Below are 14,945 nucleotides of genomic sequence, written 5' to 3'. Positions count from 1 at the left end.
CAGACTCGTCTAGGCAGTGCGGGCGGTGGCCTGGACCACCGATCCGACCCGGTCGACCAGTAGCGCCATCTCATAGCCGATGCGGCCGATGTCGTGCTGCTTGTTGGCCAGTACCGCCAGATGCGAGCCGTTGCCGACACTCATCACGAGCAGGTAGCCGCGCTGCATCTCGACGATCGACTGCATCACCTTGCCGCCCTCGAAAAGCTGTGCGGCACCGGCGGACAGGCTGGCCAGACCCGCGGTGACCGCGGCCAGCTGCTCGCCGCGGTCCGACGGCAGATGCGGGCTGGTGGCCTGCAGCAGACCGTCGGCCGAGACCAGGACGGCGTGCGAGACCCCCGGGACCTCCCGGGTGAATCGCGTGACCAGCCAGTTCAAGTTCTCGTCGGTAGTGGTGCGCTGGGTGTCGGTCATGCATGCCCTCCGTCGTTGTACTGGGAGTCGGCCCGTCCGGAACGAACTCCGCTGAGATGCCTGGACAGGCTGTTGCGGATCTCATCCGGGTTGCGGCCGCTGCCGTCGTCCTCCTGGGTGACGGCACCGGGCACCAACTGGGCGCCGGGTTGCCGAATCGGCAACCCACCCTGGGTGTGGCTACTGCTGGTGGGATTGGCCGCGTCCTCGGCGGCGGCCCAGCCGGCATCCGAGGTCGAAGCCCAAGCCGCACCGGTCTGTTCACCGGCGGCGGGTTCGACCAGCCACTCGGAGACCATGCGCTGGTAGATCGGGGTCGGAGCCTCGCCGACCGGGCGCAGCCCGGACTGCGGGGCGGCCGGTCGCTGCCCGGTCGCCGGTTCGGTGCCGCGGATCCCGTTGGCGCCGTTGCCGTTCCCGTTGCCGCTGCTGCTGCCGGGGTTGCGGGTGCCACCGCCGAACGCGGGCGGCTCGGGACTCCGCTCGACACCGAAGGACGGCAACTCACCGGTGTTGCGCGCGGGCGGGGTGAAGCGTCCGCTGTCGGGCTGGTCACCACCGAAGGCGCTGTAGCCGCCGGTGGAGAAGGGACTGGCGGTTTCATCGCGACCGGTGAAATCGTCCTGCGGGACATAGCCACTGGTGAAGCCACTGTCGTTGCGCGGCGCGAAATCACTGTCGTTGCGTGCCGGGAAGTCACTGCCGCTGTGCGGCGCGAAATCGCGGTCGCTGTGCGGTGCGAAGCCACTGCCGGTCCGGGGTGCGAAGCCGGTGTTCTCCGCCTGATACCCGCTGTCGTCCCGGGCCGCGAAATCGTTCTCGCGCTGGTCGGCGTAGTCGTGCCGGTCCGGTTCCGAGTAACGGTGCTCGCCTGTCGGATAACCGTTCTCGTTCGACCCGGCGTGCGCTTCGCTGTTGGCCGGCGCCGCCTGCTCGGGCTCACCCCAGAAGTCGACGCGCGGCTGCGCGGCGGGCTCCGGGGCGGGTTCGGGCTGCGGGGTCGTGTTGTAGGCGCGGGCGTCGTCGGCCTCGGTGAAGGCGTCGGTGAAACCGTCCGAGAAACGATCCAGCTGCGGGTGCTCACCGGTGCTGAAGCCGGCGATCACCGGCTGTTCGCCGGTGTCCATGCCCGGTGTCCGGCGTTGCGGCAGACCGGAACTGGTGACGCCGAAGCGTCCGGTGGTGGTGGCCGCCGGGGTTTCGGGCAGGTTCGGCACCGGGGTCAGGCGCGGTGGCGTGACCACCGGCTGCGGGGCCGAGGCCGGGGCGGTCATCTGCAGCGGAGCGGCGACCGGGAACTGTCCGGTCGGGTCGCCGCTGCGTTCCGGTGCGGGCGAGACCAGGGTCCCGGGCAGGTGCACGCTGGCGGTGATGCCCGGCTGCTGCACCATGGCCGAGGTGCGGCGCAGGCTCACGGTGATGTTGTGCCGCTTGGCCAGGCGGCCGACCACGAAAAGACCCATGCGGCGGGCGGTCTCGACATTGACCTCACCACCGGAGGCCAGGCGGTCGTTGATGCCCTGCAGGTCATCGGCGTTCATGCCGAGACCGCGGTCGGTGATCTCGATCAGATAGCCACCGTCGACCGCGCGCGCCACCGACACCGCCACCGGGGTGGAGGGCGGCGAGTAGCGCAGTGCGTTGTCGATCAGTTCGGCCAGCAGGTGCTCGATGTCGACCGCGGGCTCACCGGCGACGATGCCGTCGGGCACGGTGCCGATCTCGACGCGCTGGTAGTCCTCCACCTGGGAGACCGACGACCACAGCATGTCCGACAGCGGCACCGGCGCGAGATGTCCACGCCGCAGCGCGGTTCCGGCCAGCACCAGCAGGTTGTCGCCGTTGCGGCGCATGCGGGTGGCGAGGTGGTCGAGGCGGAACAGGGATTGCAGGCGCTCGGAGTCGTCCTCGTCGCGTTCGAGTTCCTCGATGAGGCTCAGCTGCTGCTCGACCAGCGATTGGCTGCGGCGCGAGAGGGTCTCGAACATGTTGCCGATCTGCAGGCGCAGTCGCGCCTGCTCGGCGGCAAGGTGCAGCGCCTGTGAGTGGATGTCGTCGACGGCTCGGGCCAGCTGCCCGATCTCCTCGGTGGTGTGCACGTCGACCGGGATGATGACGGGGGTCGCGCCGCCGGCGCGCACCACCTCCAACTCCTGGGGGAGGTCGATGTGGGCCACCTGCAACGCGTCTCGCCGCAGCCGTCGCACGGGGACGACCAGCGAACGGGCCACCACCAGTGCCAGGGCCAGACCCGCGAGCAGCATGCCGATCACGATCGAGGTGTCGCGCAGCACGTTGTTGCGGGCCTCGGTGGTGAGCTCGGACAGCTTGACGCCCATGGTGCCGGCGATCGCGCTGACTTCCTTGGCATAGGTGTCGGCGGAACCGTGCAGCGAATCCTGCATGGCGGGCAGCGAGCCCGGGTCCGGCACGTTCTGCATCAGGATTCCGACACGTGCGCCCGCGTTGTCCTTGAGCGCGTCCGCGTTCTGCGCGCCGTCGGGCACCAGGCCGCGGTACACCTCGATCATGGTGATCTCGGCGCCGATGGCGGTGAGCAGCTTGGTGCGCAGCGCGGGGTTGGTGCCCGCGCCGGGCACCGCGAGCATGATGCGTTCCTGGGTGAGCAGGCGCAGCGAGGTGAGTGCCGCGCCGAACTGCAGGAACGACTGCTGGACTCGGAGGTCGCCGACGGTGGGCGCACCGGCGAGCGCGTTCTGCGCCCGGGTCTGCACTTCGTCGGCCTGATCACCGATGGTCTGCGGGGAGCTGGTGCGCAGGCTGTTGCGCATGGTCTTGGCGACCGAGACCGCCTGTCCCAGTTCCTTGGTCACGCCCGCGTCGGCATTGGTGGATTTGAGGCTGGTCTCGAGTTCGGCCAGCGCCTGATCGAACTTGGCGGTGGCGGCGTCGAGGTTGGGGTCGGCGTCCTGATTGGCACCGGAGATCGCCGCGACGGCGAGTTCGTCGGTGGTGGTGATGAATTTGACCGTGGGGCGCAGCACGTCCTGCTGTTCTGTCGCCGCACTCAGTTTCGAAATGGTCTGCAATTCGCTGTTGATGCGCAGTACCGCAAAGGTCGCGGCGAGGAGCACCGGGAGCACCAGCACGATGCCGACCTTGCGGGTAACGGGCCAGTTGGACAGGCTGAATTGCCTTGACCGGGGTGCTGCTTCCATCCCGCTTCCGTCGCCTCCGCTTTCACGTTTGACCCCCGGGTACGTATGCGGTTGTACGGCTTTGGGGACGAACCCGCGCGGAACCAACTAGAGGTCTTCTTTTACGGCCTGCAACATACCGCGTGAGCACAGTAACGGCAATTCGGACGACTTGATGTAAACGACTGCGAATGCGGCGTTGCCGCAACGGGTTTCGCACGGATTTGGGTGACATCGCCACCACCTTCCGTATGGGTTCCGTCAAAGACGCAGGTCACCTGCCCGACCCGCCCGGCGTGTCGAAGCGGCCCTTCTCAGTCACCTCTCAGTCGCTGTGGGCAGACTGGGGGTCATGCGCATTCTGGTAGTCGACGACGACCGGGCGGTCCGGGAATCGCTTCGGCGGTCGCTGACCTTCAACGGCTACACCGTCGAACTCGCCGTCGACGGTCTCGATGCCCTGGAGAAGACCGCCAGCCAGCGCCCCGACGCCCTGGTCCTGGACGTCATGATGCCCCGGCTCGACGGCCTGGAAGTCTGCCGCCGCCTGCGCAGCACCGGCGACGATCTGCCGATTCTCGTACTCACCGCACGGGATTCGGTCTCCGAGCGGGTGGCCGGTCTCGACGCCGGCGCCGACGACTACCTGCCCAAGCCCTTCGCGCTCGAGGAACTGCTGGCCCGGCTGCGCGCCCTGCTGCGCCGCACCACCGTCGACTCCTCCGAGGCCTCGGAGGCCATGACCTTCGCCGACCTGTCGCTGGACCCGGTCACCCGCGAGGTGCAGCGCGGCGACCGCCAGATCAGCCTCACCCGCACCGAGTTCTCGCTGCTGGAAATGCTGATGGCCAACCCGCGCCGGGTGCTCACCCGCAGCCGCATCCTGGAGGAGGTGTGGGGCTACGACTTCCCCACCTCCGGCAATGCGCTCGAGGTGTACATCGGCTACCTGCGCCGCAAGACCGAGGCCGACGGTGAACTCCGGCTCATCCACACCGTGCGCGGCGTCGGCTACGTGCTGCGCGAAACCCCGCCGTAGGAGCCGCGCTCGTGGCAAGAACCGTTCCCCGGCGGCCAGTGGTCGCCGGTCTCGGGTCGCGGCTCGATTCGGAGCTGCGGCCGCCGATGCCGCTGACCCGTTCGGTGTCGCTGCGCTGGCGCGTCACGCTGCTGGCCGCCGTCGTGGTGGCCGTCGCCGTCGCCGTCACCTCCATCGCCGCCTATGCGATGGTGGCGCGTTCGCTGTACGCGGACGTGGATTCGCAACTGCGAGCGCGGGCTTCGCTGATGATCGACAACAACTTCGACAGCCTCGGCTTCCAGTCGATCGTGCTGGCCGGGCTGTACTCGAACGACGTCGGGGTGGCGCTGATCTTCCCGGACCAGTCGCAGTACGTGCCGCCGCAGGCCACCATCCCGCCGATCGGCAAGCAGGAGACCGCGGTCGCGCACGGCGAGATCGGCTTCTCGCTGCGCACCGTCGACAACCAGCGGGTGCTGGCCCGGCGCACCCACTCCGGGTCCACGCTGGTGGTGTCGCAGCGACTGGACCCCACCCGCGAGGTGCTCGACCGGCTGGCGTGGCTGCTGTTCGTGGTCGGCGGCTGCGGCGTGGTGGTGGCGGCCGCCGCCGGAACCACGGTGGGGCGCACCGGTTTGCGGCCCATCGCCCGGCTCACCGCGGCCACCGAGCGCATCGCCCGCACCGACGACCTGACGCCCATCCCCGTCACCGGTGACGACGAACTGGCCAGGCTCACCGAGAGTTTCAACGCCATGCTGCGTTCGCTGGGCGAATCCCGCGAGCGGCAGCGCAGATTGGTGGCCGACGCCGGGCACGAGCTGAAGACGCCACTGACGTCTTTGCGCACCAACATGGAATTGCTCATCGCCTCCTCGCGTCCGGGTGCGCCGCGCATCCCGGACGAGGACATGGCCGAATTGCGTTCGGACGTGATGGCGCAGATCGAGGAACTCTCGAACCTGGTCGGCGATCTGGTGGACCTGGCCCGCGAGGACGCCCCCGAAACCGTGTACGAGCAACTCGATCTCGGCGATATCGCCGAGCGCGCGCTGGAACGGGTGCGCCGCCGCCGCACCGGCATCGAGTTCGAGACGCAGCTGCGTCCCTGGTTCGTCTACGGCGATGAGCCGGGCCTGGAACGCGCGCTGCTCAATGTGCTCGACAATGCGGCGAAGTGGAGTCCGGAGGGCGCGAAGGTTTTCGTCACTATGCGCGAAACCGGACGCGGCCTCCTGGAGTTCGCGGTCGACGACGCCGGGCCCGGTATCCCGCCCGCCGAGCGCGAGCTGGTCTTCGAACGCTTCTACCGGACCACGGCCTCGCGGTCGATGCCCGGTTCCGGCCTGGGGCTGGCGATCGTGAAGCAGGTGGTCACCAAACACGGCGGAACGATCAACATCGATACATCCGACCGTGGCGGCGCTTTGATCCGTATCGTGCTGCCTGGAGAAGGCGCACCGCCGGTGGTCACGGACGATTGACGCGATCCGGGCAGGGGATAACTGAAGACGGTCTCGGACAGTCGCGAACGCTCGGCGAAAAGCAAGCACGGTCTCAGTCCACTCTCAGTCGTTCCCGCCAGGCTTGGCGACGAGACTCGAGGAGAAAACGAGAAATGACCGAGGATTCGAAGAATCGGGGCACCGAACCCGAAGGCCAGGCCGCCCCGTCGAACCAGCCCGTGACGCCGGGTTCGCAGTCGCCGGACCCTGCGGCGGACAGCGCCCCGGCCCCGGCCGCCCCCGGCGATCCGGCCGCCCCGGTCACCGCCTCCGGCTTACCCAAGCGCGGCGCGGCCGAGCCCGCCACCGGTGACGAGTCCGTCGACCGCCCCTTCGACGGGTTCGCCGCCTCGTCGCCGCAGTCCGCGCCCGCCGCCCCGCAGTCGCCGCCCGCCGCCCCGCAGGCTCCGGCCGCGCCCCGGCCGCCGCAGGCCGGTCCCGCCGCACCCGCTCCGGGCGTTCCGTCCGGTGATCCGGCGACCACGAGTTTCGGTGCGGCGCAATCCTTCTCGTCCGGAGCCTCGCAGGTGCAGAGCAGTGAACCGGCCGCCGGTTCCGCCCCCGCGCCGGGATTCGGTGCGCCCCAGCCCTTCCCGGGTCAGCCGCACGGCGCTCCCGGTTTCGGTGGTCCCGGCGCCGCTCCCGGCTACGGCCCGGGCGGACAGCCGGGTCCCGGTGCCCCGCAGCCCTTCGGCCCGGGTACGCAGCCCGGCGGTCCGGGACCGTCCGGCACCCCGGTGTACGGCGCGGCTTTCGGTGGTGCGCAACCGTATTCGGAGGCCGCGATCTGGGGTCCGGGCGCGCAGCCGCATCCCACCGAGGAGATTCCGGTCGGCACCGAGCGGATCCCGGCCGCGGCCTACGGCCCGGCGTACGCGGCGTCGGGGGCCGGGTACGCCAGTGGCGCGACGGCCCAGTATCCGGCGGGTCCGTATGGGACAGGCCAGTTTCCGGCTCAGCCGGGCGCGGGTGATCCGGGGCAGCCGGGCGGCCCGGGAATGCCGTACGCGGCCGCTGGGGCGCCCAAGCGGCCCTTCCGCACCGGGCTGGTGGCCGGTGCGGTGGTGCTGGCGCTGCTGAGCGGTGGCGTCGGCGGTCTGGTCGGCGCGGTGGTGTCGGACCACAACTCGAATTCCAAGGTGACCAATTCGCTGGATCAGCCCGCGGGCAACGGCAAATCCGCGCCCGCGCCGGATGGTTCGGTGCAGGCGGTGGCGGCCAAGGTGCTGCCGAGCGTGGTCATGATCAAGGTCGCCAGCAACAAGGCCGAGGGGGAGGGATCGGGGGTCGTGCTGTCCACCGACGGCTTGATCCTGACCAACAACCACGTGGTGAGCGGCGCCGGGCAGAACGCCAAGATGGATGTGGCGTTCGCCGACGGCAGCACCTCGTCGGCGACCGTGGTGGGCGCGGATCCGATCTCGGACATCGCGGTCATCAAGGTGACCGGCAAGGCCGGGCTCACCCCCATCGACCTGGGTCAGTCCGCGAATCTCCAGGTGGGTCAGGGCGTGGTGGCGATCGGTTCGCCGCTCGGGCTGGCGGGCACGGTGACCAGCGGCATCGTCTCCTCGCTCAACCGCCCGGTGTCGACCAGCGGTGAGCCGGGTTCGACGGGCACGGTCATCGACGCCATCCAGACCGACGCCGCGATCAATCCGGGCAACTCCGGTGGCGCGCTGGTCGACATGAGCGGCAAGCTGGTCGGCATCAACACCGCCATCGCCACCATGGGCACCTCGGAGTCGGCGGGTGCGCAGAGTGGTTCCATCGGACTGGGTTTCGCGATTCCGGTGGACACCGCGCGGCGGGTGGCCGACGAGCTGATCAAGACCGGCAAGGCCACCTACGCGCAATTGGGAGTTTCGGTCAAGGACAACCCCAATGTGAACGGCGCGCCGGTGGACAGCGTGAACCCGGACAGTCCGGCAGCGAAGGCGGGCATCCCGAAGGGCTCGGTGGTCACGAAACTCGATGACCAGGTCGTGGATTCGGGTAATTCACTGGTCGCCGCGGTGCGCTCGCACCGGCCGGGCGACAAGGTCAAGGTGACCTTCACCGACGACCAGGGCAAGAATCCCAAGACCGTCGAGGTCACCCTCGGCGAGGCGGCGCAGTAGGAGGAGTCGAATGATGATCCACGGCAGTGTGCGCAAGTCGGACCGGAAAACCGGCCCGGAACCGGTACCGACAATCCGTGTCACCTCGGACGGGGGCTGGGAGCTGTTGTCGGACAATGACGCTACGGTGAGCACCATGGAAATCGATGCCGCTGTGGCGGGCCGAGCACTTGTCGTGGTCGTCGACGACCGAACCGCCCACGGGGGCGAGGATCAGCTGGGCCCGCTGGTCACCGAGCTACTCACCGAGGCCGGCTTCCTGGTGGACGCGTCGGTGTCCGTCTCGGCGGACGAGGTGGAGATCCGCAACGCGCTCAATACCGCGGTGATAGGCGGTGTCGATCTGGTGATCTCGGTCGGCGGCACCGGCATGTCCCCGCGCGACGTCACGCCCGAGGCCACCGAGGAGGTGCTCGACCGGGTGCTGCCCGGAATCAGTGAGGCGCTGCGTTCCTCGGGTCTGGCATCGGGTTCGCTCGACGCGGGTCTCTCGCGCGGGCTGGCCGGAGTGTCAGGCAGCACGCTGGTGGTGAACCTGCCGGGTTCGCGCGCCGCGGTCCGCGACGGCATGGCGACGCTGGGCCCGCTGGCCAGTCGCGTGATCGATGAGTTGTCCGGTCTGGCGGAATGACGACCGGCTCCGACACTCCTTCCGAGTCACCCCGTCCGGCCGAGCGCCGGGCGGGGTCTCGTCGTTTGACCCCCGCCGAGCGGGCCCGGCTGGCCCGCGTCTTCGGTGACGAACTCCCCGCCACCACCTCCGACGAGCGCACTCCCGAACCGGATTCGTCCGGCAGCGGTGACGATTGGCTGCGTTCGCAGGTGCCGCCGCATCACGGTTGACCGTTCCGGTCCCGTAGCGCTCGATCTCGCGCTCGATCTCGTTCACATCACGGTCGGCCCCTGGGTTTCGGCCGTGTTCTCAATTACGCGCCAGCTGGGCGAATTGTGCGGATTCCCAGCCCGCCAACATAATTCGCTGAATGGTAGCCAATTATTTGAAACGTGATCCCGTCGGTCCGTTATCAATGTGTTGCCATCGGGTAGCTGTTGTGGCTAAGGTCTCCTTCGGGTCCGCCAAGCTACGGCTCAAGTGAGTTTGTCCAGTGCGCTTGAACATTGCTCGTGTGGTGTTGCGCGGCCGTAGTGACCCCTTCAGCCCCGGTGGTCGGGGTTGTCCGCAGAAAAACTGATGAGGGAATCATGAGCGAGAACCGCACTGCCGGTTTGCGTCGCACCGCCCGTTTCGCGGGCGTCGCGGCTGCGGCCTCCGTGGCCGTGGGTCTGCTGTCCACCGGCGCTGCCAACGCCGACACCTTCGTGCCGTTGCCGGACGGTCAGAAGGTCGGTCAGAACGTGACCATCACCCGCACAGGCGAATCCGCCGTCGTCTCGCCGTCCATGGCGGCCAATGGCGCGGGTCGCACCGCCTGGCTGTCGGGCAAGGCGATCGCCGACGTCAACACCCCGGACGGCACGGTGGGCCCCTGGAACGGCGCCCAGAACGCCCCGGGCACCAACAACTCCTCCACCCACGGCACGTCCCGCCTGACCACCGGTTACATCATCGGCTGCCAGGTCAACATCGCCGACAGCGCCATCTCGGCCGGTGTCACCGGCGGCGTGAACCTGACCGGCGCCAATGTCGGCGGCTCGCTGGGTGTCAACCTCGGCCCGGGCCAGGTCGCCTTCGTGGCCGTCAACGGCAAGGACATCCCCAAGTCGGGCACCTACTCGGTCGACTACAAGGATGTGCCGATCGAGGTCCAGGGCTGCGGCGGCTACGCGCAGGCCCGCGCCTTCACGGTGGTGGAGATCATCGGCAACGATTACTCGAAGACCACCCTCTACGGGCAGCCCTTCAGCCTCGGCTGATGTTCGGCAGTCCACCCAATTCATTTCTCGCGCAAGCGAATTCGACCTTAGAGGGAAAACCATCATGAATACTCGGAAGACGATGGCGCGGGCCGCCGGCGTGGGCGTTGCCGCCACAGCCGCCCTGGGCCTGCTCTCCACCGGTGCGGCCAATGCCGACACCTTCATCCCGCTGCCCGGCGGGTCGCTCACCCAGACCATGGACGACGGCACCGTGGTGACCATCGACCTGACCGGCGAGTCCGCCAACATCAACCCGTCGATGGGCTCCACCCCGCTGCACCGCAACGCCTGGGTTTCCGGTAGCACGCGGGTCACCCTGTCGGGTGCCAACGGCAGCGTCGGCGGCAAGATCTACCCCGGTTACGTGGTCGGCTGCCAGGTCAACATCTCCGGCGGCGGCGCCAACGGCGGCCCGACGGCGGGTGCCAACTACGACGGTTCCAGCCCGAGCGCCGGCGCCAATGTCGGTGGCAACCTCACCCTCGGCCCCGGTCAGGCGAAGGCGTTCTACCTGCTCGATCAGGAATCCCCGGACGACTACGGCAACGAGGGTCACAACGCCCGCAATGTGTTCACCGGCAACAGCGGCTCGGTGACCTGGTCGGACGAGACCATCAACCTCAACGGTTGCGCCGGCTACGCGCAGGCGCGGGCGTTCATCGCGGTCCAGATCGAGACCCCGAATGTCATCACTTCCTACACGTTGTGGGGACAGCCCTTCAGCCTCGGCTGAAAGCTCGTCGGCTCGGCCGATCAGTTTCCGTAGAGCGGAACTCCAAGGGACCCGGTGCTATTGGCACCGGGTCCCTTTCGCTATCCGCGGCGTTCTCGACATACCTGCGGGTTTGTGCCGCGGCGGTATCGGTTCGCTTCGCTCACGTCTCATGGATCACAGCGGTGATGTAAAGTGCGCTGCGTCGCTACGCGAAAAGAATTCGTAAGCAGTAACACAGCGGCAACAAAGTGGCGACAAACTCAACCCGGGATTCGTAGGAGTCCCATTTCAGCCTCGGTGGTCGAGGCTGGCCGCTAGAAACCTGATGAGGGGAAGTATGAGCGAGAACCGTACCCACGGTCTCCGTCGCGGTGCCCAATTTGCGGGCATCGGCGCGGCCGCGGTCGTGGCCATCGGCCTTTTTTCCACTGGTGCAGCCAACGCCGACGCCTTTTTTCCGTTGCCGGACGGACAGAAGGTTGGACCGGGCGTTACCATCACGCGCACTGGTGAACATGCAGTCGTGTCGCCGTCACTGGCGTCCAACGGCGCGGGTCGAACCGTCTGGGTGAGTGGCAATGCCACCGCAGACGTAGTTACTCCGGACGGCACTGTCGGTCCCTGGAACGGGGCGAAGAACGGTGCCGGAACCAACAATTCGTCCACCCACGGCTCGTCGAACATCAGCACCGGTTACATCATCGGTTGCCAGGTGAACATCGCGAGCGACGCCATCTCCGCGGGCGTTTCCGGTGGAATCAGCTTGAACAGCGCGAGCATCGGCGGATCGATCGGCCTGAACATCGGGCCCGGCCAGGTGCAGTTCGTCCAGATCGACCTCAAGGACATCACCACCTCGGGTACCTACTCGGTCGAATACCAGGACGCCGAGATGCAGATCCAGGGTTGTGCCGGTTACGCGCAGGCTCGTGCGTACACCGTGGTCGAGGTCATCGGCGACAACTACTCCAAGACCACCCTCTACGGGCAGCCCTTCAGCATCGGCTGAGTGTCGGACGATCCGCAAATCCTTTCTCGCGCAAGCGAATTCAACCCTTGAGGGAAACAAGACATGAACATCCGTAAGACTGTGGCACGGGTGGCCGGTGTAGGCGCCGTCGCCACCGCAGCTCTGGGCCTGTTCTCCACCGGTGCGGCCAATGCCGACACCTTCGTCGCGCTGCCGGGCGGGACCATCACCAAGACGCTGTCCGACGGCACCGTGGTGACCATCACCATGACCGGCGAGTCGGCCAACATCAACCCGTCGCTGGGTGACACCCCGCTGCACCGCAACGCGTGGGTCACGGCCCAGGCGGCGGTGTCGATCTCGGGCAACAACTCCGACGTCGGCGGCAAGATCTACCCGGGTTACGTCGTGGGCTGCCAGGTGGCCATCGACGGTGCCAACGCGAACGGCGGCCCGACGGTCGGCGCGAGCTGGGACAACTCGGGCAACGTCACCCCGCAGGCCGGCGTCAACGGCGGCGGCAACCTGACCCTCGGTCCCGGCCAGGCCACCTCGTTCTACGTGCTCGACATCGAGAAGCCGGACGACTACGGCCAGGAATCGCACAAGACCTACAACAAGTTCTCGGGCTCCAACGGCTCGGTGACCTGGTCCGACGAGACCATCGGCCTCAATGGCTGTGGCGGCTACGCGCAGGCGCGTTCGTTCGTCAACGTCGAGGTCGAAACCCCGAACGTGATCACCTGGATCACGCTGTGGGGCCAGCCTTTCAGCATCGGCTGATAGGGCTGTAACAGCTCGGTGGACATGGAGCCCGGCATCCTCGAGGTGCCGGGCTCCTTTCTGTCTTCCGGCGATTACGCTGCGTTACTTCAGCTTTCGTGCCTGCCGCCGGAACCGTTCTCACGGCCTTCGGCGAGCAGATCCCGAATCTGAAGCAGCACTTCATTATCCGAGAGGGCGGCTTCGTTCTTGGACCAGCGCGCCTTCGCCCGGGCCGCGGGATGCACCAGCACGAAGTAGAGCAGCGCGGCGATGATCACGAAGTTGAGGGCCGCGGTGACGATCGGGCCGATGGCGACGAAAGTGGCCGGTTTGTCGGCGACCAGCTGGAAACCCAATCCGAGTTGATTGCTACCGCCGAAGAGTGCGAGCAGTGGATTGATCACGCCGTCACTGAATGCGGTGACGATGGCGACGAACGCCGTACCCATGACCACGGCGACGGCCAGGTCGACGACATTGCCGCGAAGCAGGAACTCCTTGAAACCCTTGAGCATTGCCGAAACTCCTCTACCGGAGAGATCGAACGCGCATTTGGCTGGATAGGGCGAATGGTAGTTCACATTCGGGCCGGGTCAGTGAAACACCACGGTCAGTGCGGTCCGTAGTGAGGCGGCCGCCACAGTGGTGGCGCGCCGGGCGTCGAGCGCCACCAGCACCACCCGGTCGCCGCGTCCCGGCCCCGGCTCACCACCGGAGACCAGCACCACCGCCCCGTCCGCGGCCAGCAGCCGCGCGGGCCGCCCGCCCGGACCGGACTCCGCCCCGGCCACCACGTCCACCCGGTCACCGGCCCGCAGTACCTCGGCAACGGCGTTGTCCGCCAAGCGAATCGGAACGATGCGGGCGTCCGGCGATCCGGCCGCGAGGGCGGCCAGGCGCGGCGAGACCACGCGCAGTTCGGTGACGATCTCGCCCGCCGCCACCGCGCCGGTGAGGGTGGCCCCGCGCAGCCGATCCGGCTCGCGGACGGCCCCGGCGGGCAGGGTGGCGGTCTCGCGGGGGAGCGGGCGCAGATCGCCGTCGGCGAGCACATGGCCCGGCGGCAGGTCGCGCCCGGCGACCAGGACCGCGGTGTGCCGGTCGGCGGGGTCTTCCCGCAGTGCCAGGAATCCGGCCAGCAGCAGTAGCGCGACCGCGGCGATCCGGCGCAGCAACACGGTGTCGACCTGGGCCGACAGCGCGGAATCGCCCCTGCGCAGCAACGGCAGAAAGCGGTCGGCGAGGTGATGCGGCGTACGAGGTCCGGGCTTGCCCGCGCGGTCGGTCATGGGGCAAAGGTAGAGCCCGCACACGACGCAACCGGCCCCGAAGAGGACCGGTTGTGGATAACTGAGAGCCTGTGGAAAAGCCCGGTGTCAGGCGGCGGAGGTGCTCGACCCGGTGCTGCTGCCGGTGCTGCTCGACGCGGTGGAGCTGCTGCCGTTGCTCGACGGAGTCGACGTCGACGCGGAACCGCTGTCCGTGGACGGGGTCGACGGCTTGGCCGCCTCGGAGGAGGTGGAGCCGTTGCGGCTGTCGGTGCGGTAGAAGCCGCTGCCCTTGAAGACGATGCCGACCGAGTTGAACAGCTTGCGCAGCTTGCCGTTGCAGCGGTCGCAGGTGGTCAGCGCGTCATCGGAGAAGGACTGCACGATGTCGAACTTGTTGTCGCACTCGGTGCATGCATACGAGTAAGTAGGCATCGGGGTAACCTCCACGCTCTTCGTCGGTTTAGCACTCTACAGCTGGCAGTGCCAACGCTGCCAATCGGGCCTCAATTCCCGGTGTGTTCTCCGAGGCGGTGCGGCCCGCCGTTCGGGGTGAGCGCCCAGCCCATTCGGTGGTCGTGGGACTCCTCCGGCAAATGGTCCACGAGTTCGTCGTCGCGCACCACGGCGATCAATCGCGCGTCGGCCCGCGCGGCGTTCAAACTGCGATCGTAATAACCGGCCCCGCGCCCCAAACGGACCCCGCGCCGATCCACCGCGAGTGCCGGAACCAGAATCGCGGCCGCCATTGTGATCCCATTCGCGATCGGCGGCCCGTCGGGTTCGGCGAGCCCGAACCGCCCCCGCCGCAACCCTTCCGGCCCGGTGTACTCGGCCCACTCCAGCGGCCCCGGCTCACCGGTCACCGGCAGCAGCACCCGGGCGCCGCCCGCGCGCAGCGCGTCGAGCATGGCCAGCGACCCCGGTTCGCTGCCGACCGGAACATAGGCGCAGACCCAGTCCGCTGCCAGCGCCCCGGCGTGGACGGCCAGTGCCGCCGCCTCGGCGGCTCGGGCCTCGACCGGCAGGGCCTTGCGCCGCGCGAGGATCTCCGCCCGCCAACTCCGCTTGTCCCGCTGCTGTTGCGCCACCCGACCACGATAGGCAGCGCCGGGCACGGCGATCGTC

15 protein-coding genes are annotated in these 14,945 nt (G+C 68.3%); 9 read left to right on the top strand and 6 right to left on the bottom strand.

The window, feature by feature from the left end; translation table 11 throughout:
• Positions 1–9: 9 nt before the first annotated feature.
• Together OG300_RS27690 and OG300_RS27685 are read right to left on the bottom strand one after the other, a co-directional pair.
• Entirely contained in the window at positions 10–417 is a 408-nt protein-coding gene (locus tag OG300_RS27690) for a roadblock/LC7 domain-containing protein (RefSeq protein ID WP_405485961.1), read from the bottom strand.
• Entirely contained in the window at positions 414–3,596 is a 3,183-nt protein-coding gene (locus OG300_RS27685; RefSeq protein ID WP_405485960.1) for an ATP-binding protein, read from the bottom strand. Before OG300_RS27685 ends, OG300_RS27690 begins: the two co-directional genes overlap by 4 nt.
• A 331-nt stretch (positions 3,597–3,927) precedes the next feature.
• On the opposite strand from OG300_RS27685, the gene OG300_RS27680 reads away from it, so the two are divergent.
• The 9 genes from OG300_RS27680 (at position 3,928) to OG300_RS27640 (ending at position 12,567) form a co-directional block, all read left to right on the top strand.
• Positions 3,928–4,614 (top strand): response regulator transcription factor, encoded by a 687-nt coding sequence (locus OG300_RS27680; protein ID WP_405485959.1) that lies wholly within the window; start codon positions 3,928–3,930, stop codon positions 4,612–4,614.
• Positions 4,615–4,700: 86 nt separating this feature from the next.
• Entirely contained in the window at positions 4,701–6,080 is a 1,380-nt protein-coding gene (locus OG300_RS27675; RefSeq protein ID WP_405498699.1) for an ATP-binding protein, read from the top strand.
• 806 nt (positions 6,081–6,886) lie between these two features.
• The gene (locus OG300_RS27670) at positions 6,887–8,221 is read left to right on the top strand and encodes a S1C family serine protease (RefSeq protein WP_405498698.1); all 1,335 of its coding nucleotides are present in this window, start codon (positions 6,887–6,889) and stop codon (positions 8,219–8,221) included.
• 136 nt (positions 8,222–8,357) lie between these two features.
• Entirely contained in the window at positions 8,358–8,852 is a 495-nt protein-coding gene (locus tag OG300_RS27665) for a molybdenum cofactor biosynthesis protein B (RefSeq protein ID WP_405485958.1), read from the top strand.
• The gene (locus OG300_RS27660) at positions 8,849–9,064 is read left to right on the top strand and encodes a hypothetical protein (RefSeq protein WP_405485957.1); all 216 of its coding nucleotides are present in this window, start codon (positions 8,849–8,851) and stop codon (positions 9,062–9,064) included. Before OG300_RS27665 ends, OG300_RS27660 begins: the two co-directional genes overlap by 4 nt.
• Positions 9,065–9,424: 360 nt before the next feature.
• Positions 9,425–10,096 carry an MspA family porin gene (locus OG300_RS27655; RefSeq protein ID WP_405485956.1) on the top strand — a complete coding sequence of 224 codons (672 nt, stop codon included), beginning with the start codon at positions 9,425–9,427 and terminating at the stop codon, positions 10,094–10,096.
• Positions 10,097–10,160: 64 nt separating this feature from the next.
• Positions 10,161–10,832: an MspA family porin gene (locus OG300_RS27650; protein ID WP_405485955.1), complete on the top strand. Its 672-nt coding sequence runs from the start codon at positions 10,161–10,163 to the stop codon at positions 10,830–10,832.
• A 319-nt stretch (positions 10,833–11,151) separates the two neighbouring features.
• A complete protein-coding gene (locus tag OG300_RS27645; RefSeq protein WP_405485954.1) occupies positions 11,152–11,823 on the top strand; it encodes an MspA family porin in 672 nt (223 codons plus the stop codon).
• Between the two features lie 63 nt (positions 11,824–11,886).
• The gene (locus OG300_RS27640) at positions 11,887–12,567 is read left to right on the top strand and encodes an MspA family porin (RefSeq protein WP_405485953.1); all 681 of its coding nucleotides are present in this window, start codon (positions 11,887–11,889) and stop codon (positions 12,565–12,567) included.
• An 89-nt stretch (positions 12,568–12,656) separates the two neighbouring features.
• Here the strand turns inward: OG300_RS27640 and mscL are convergent, their stop codons facing one another.
• From mscL to OG300_RS27620, 4 genes are all read right to left on the bottom strand, one after another.
• The gene (gene mscL, locus OG300_RS27635; RefSeq protein WP_405485952.1) at positions 12,657–13,064 is read right to left on the bottom strand and encodes a large conductance mechanosensitive channel protein MscL; all 408 of its coding nucleotides are present in this window, start codon (positions 13,062–13,064) and stop codon (positions 12,657–12,659) included.
• A 78-nt stretch (positions 13,065–13,142) separates the two neighbouring features.
• Entirely contained in the window at positions 13,143–13,838 is a 696-nt protein-coding gene (locus OG300_RS27630) for an SAF domain-containing protein (RefSeq protein ID WP_405485951.1), read from the bottom strand.
• An 87-nt stretch (positions 13,839–13,925) separates the two neighbouring features.
• On the bottom strand, positions 13,926–14,252 hold the full coding sequence (locus tag OG300_RS27625; RefSeq protein ID WP_405485950.1) for an FmdB family zinc ribbon protein: 327 nt from the start codon (positions 14,250–14,252) through the stop codon (positions 13,926–13,928).
• Positions 14,253–14,323: 71 nt separating this feature from the next.
• On the bottom strand, positions 14,324–14,908 hold the full coding sequence (locus tag OG300_RS27620; RefSeq protein ID WP_405485949.1) for a 5-formyltetrahydrofolate cyclo-ligase: 585 nt from the start codon (positions 14,906–14,908) through the stop codon (positions 14,324–14,326).
• Between the last annotated feature and the right edge of the window lie 37 nt (positions 14,909–14,945).

This window comes from Nocardia sp. NBC_00511 (assembly GCF_045161165.1).
Classification (GTDB): domain Bacteria; phylum Actinomycetota; class Actinomycetes; order Mycobacteriales; family Mycobacteriaceae; genus Nocardia.
The sequence above is the reverse complement of the archived record's forward strand: the minus strand, read 5'-3'. Positions and strand labels throughout refer to the sequence as shown.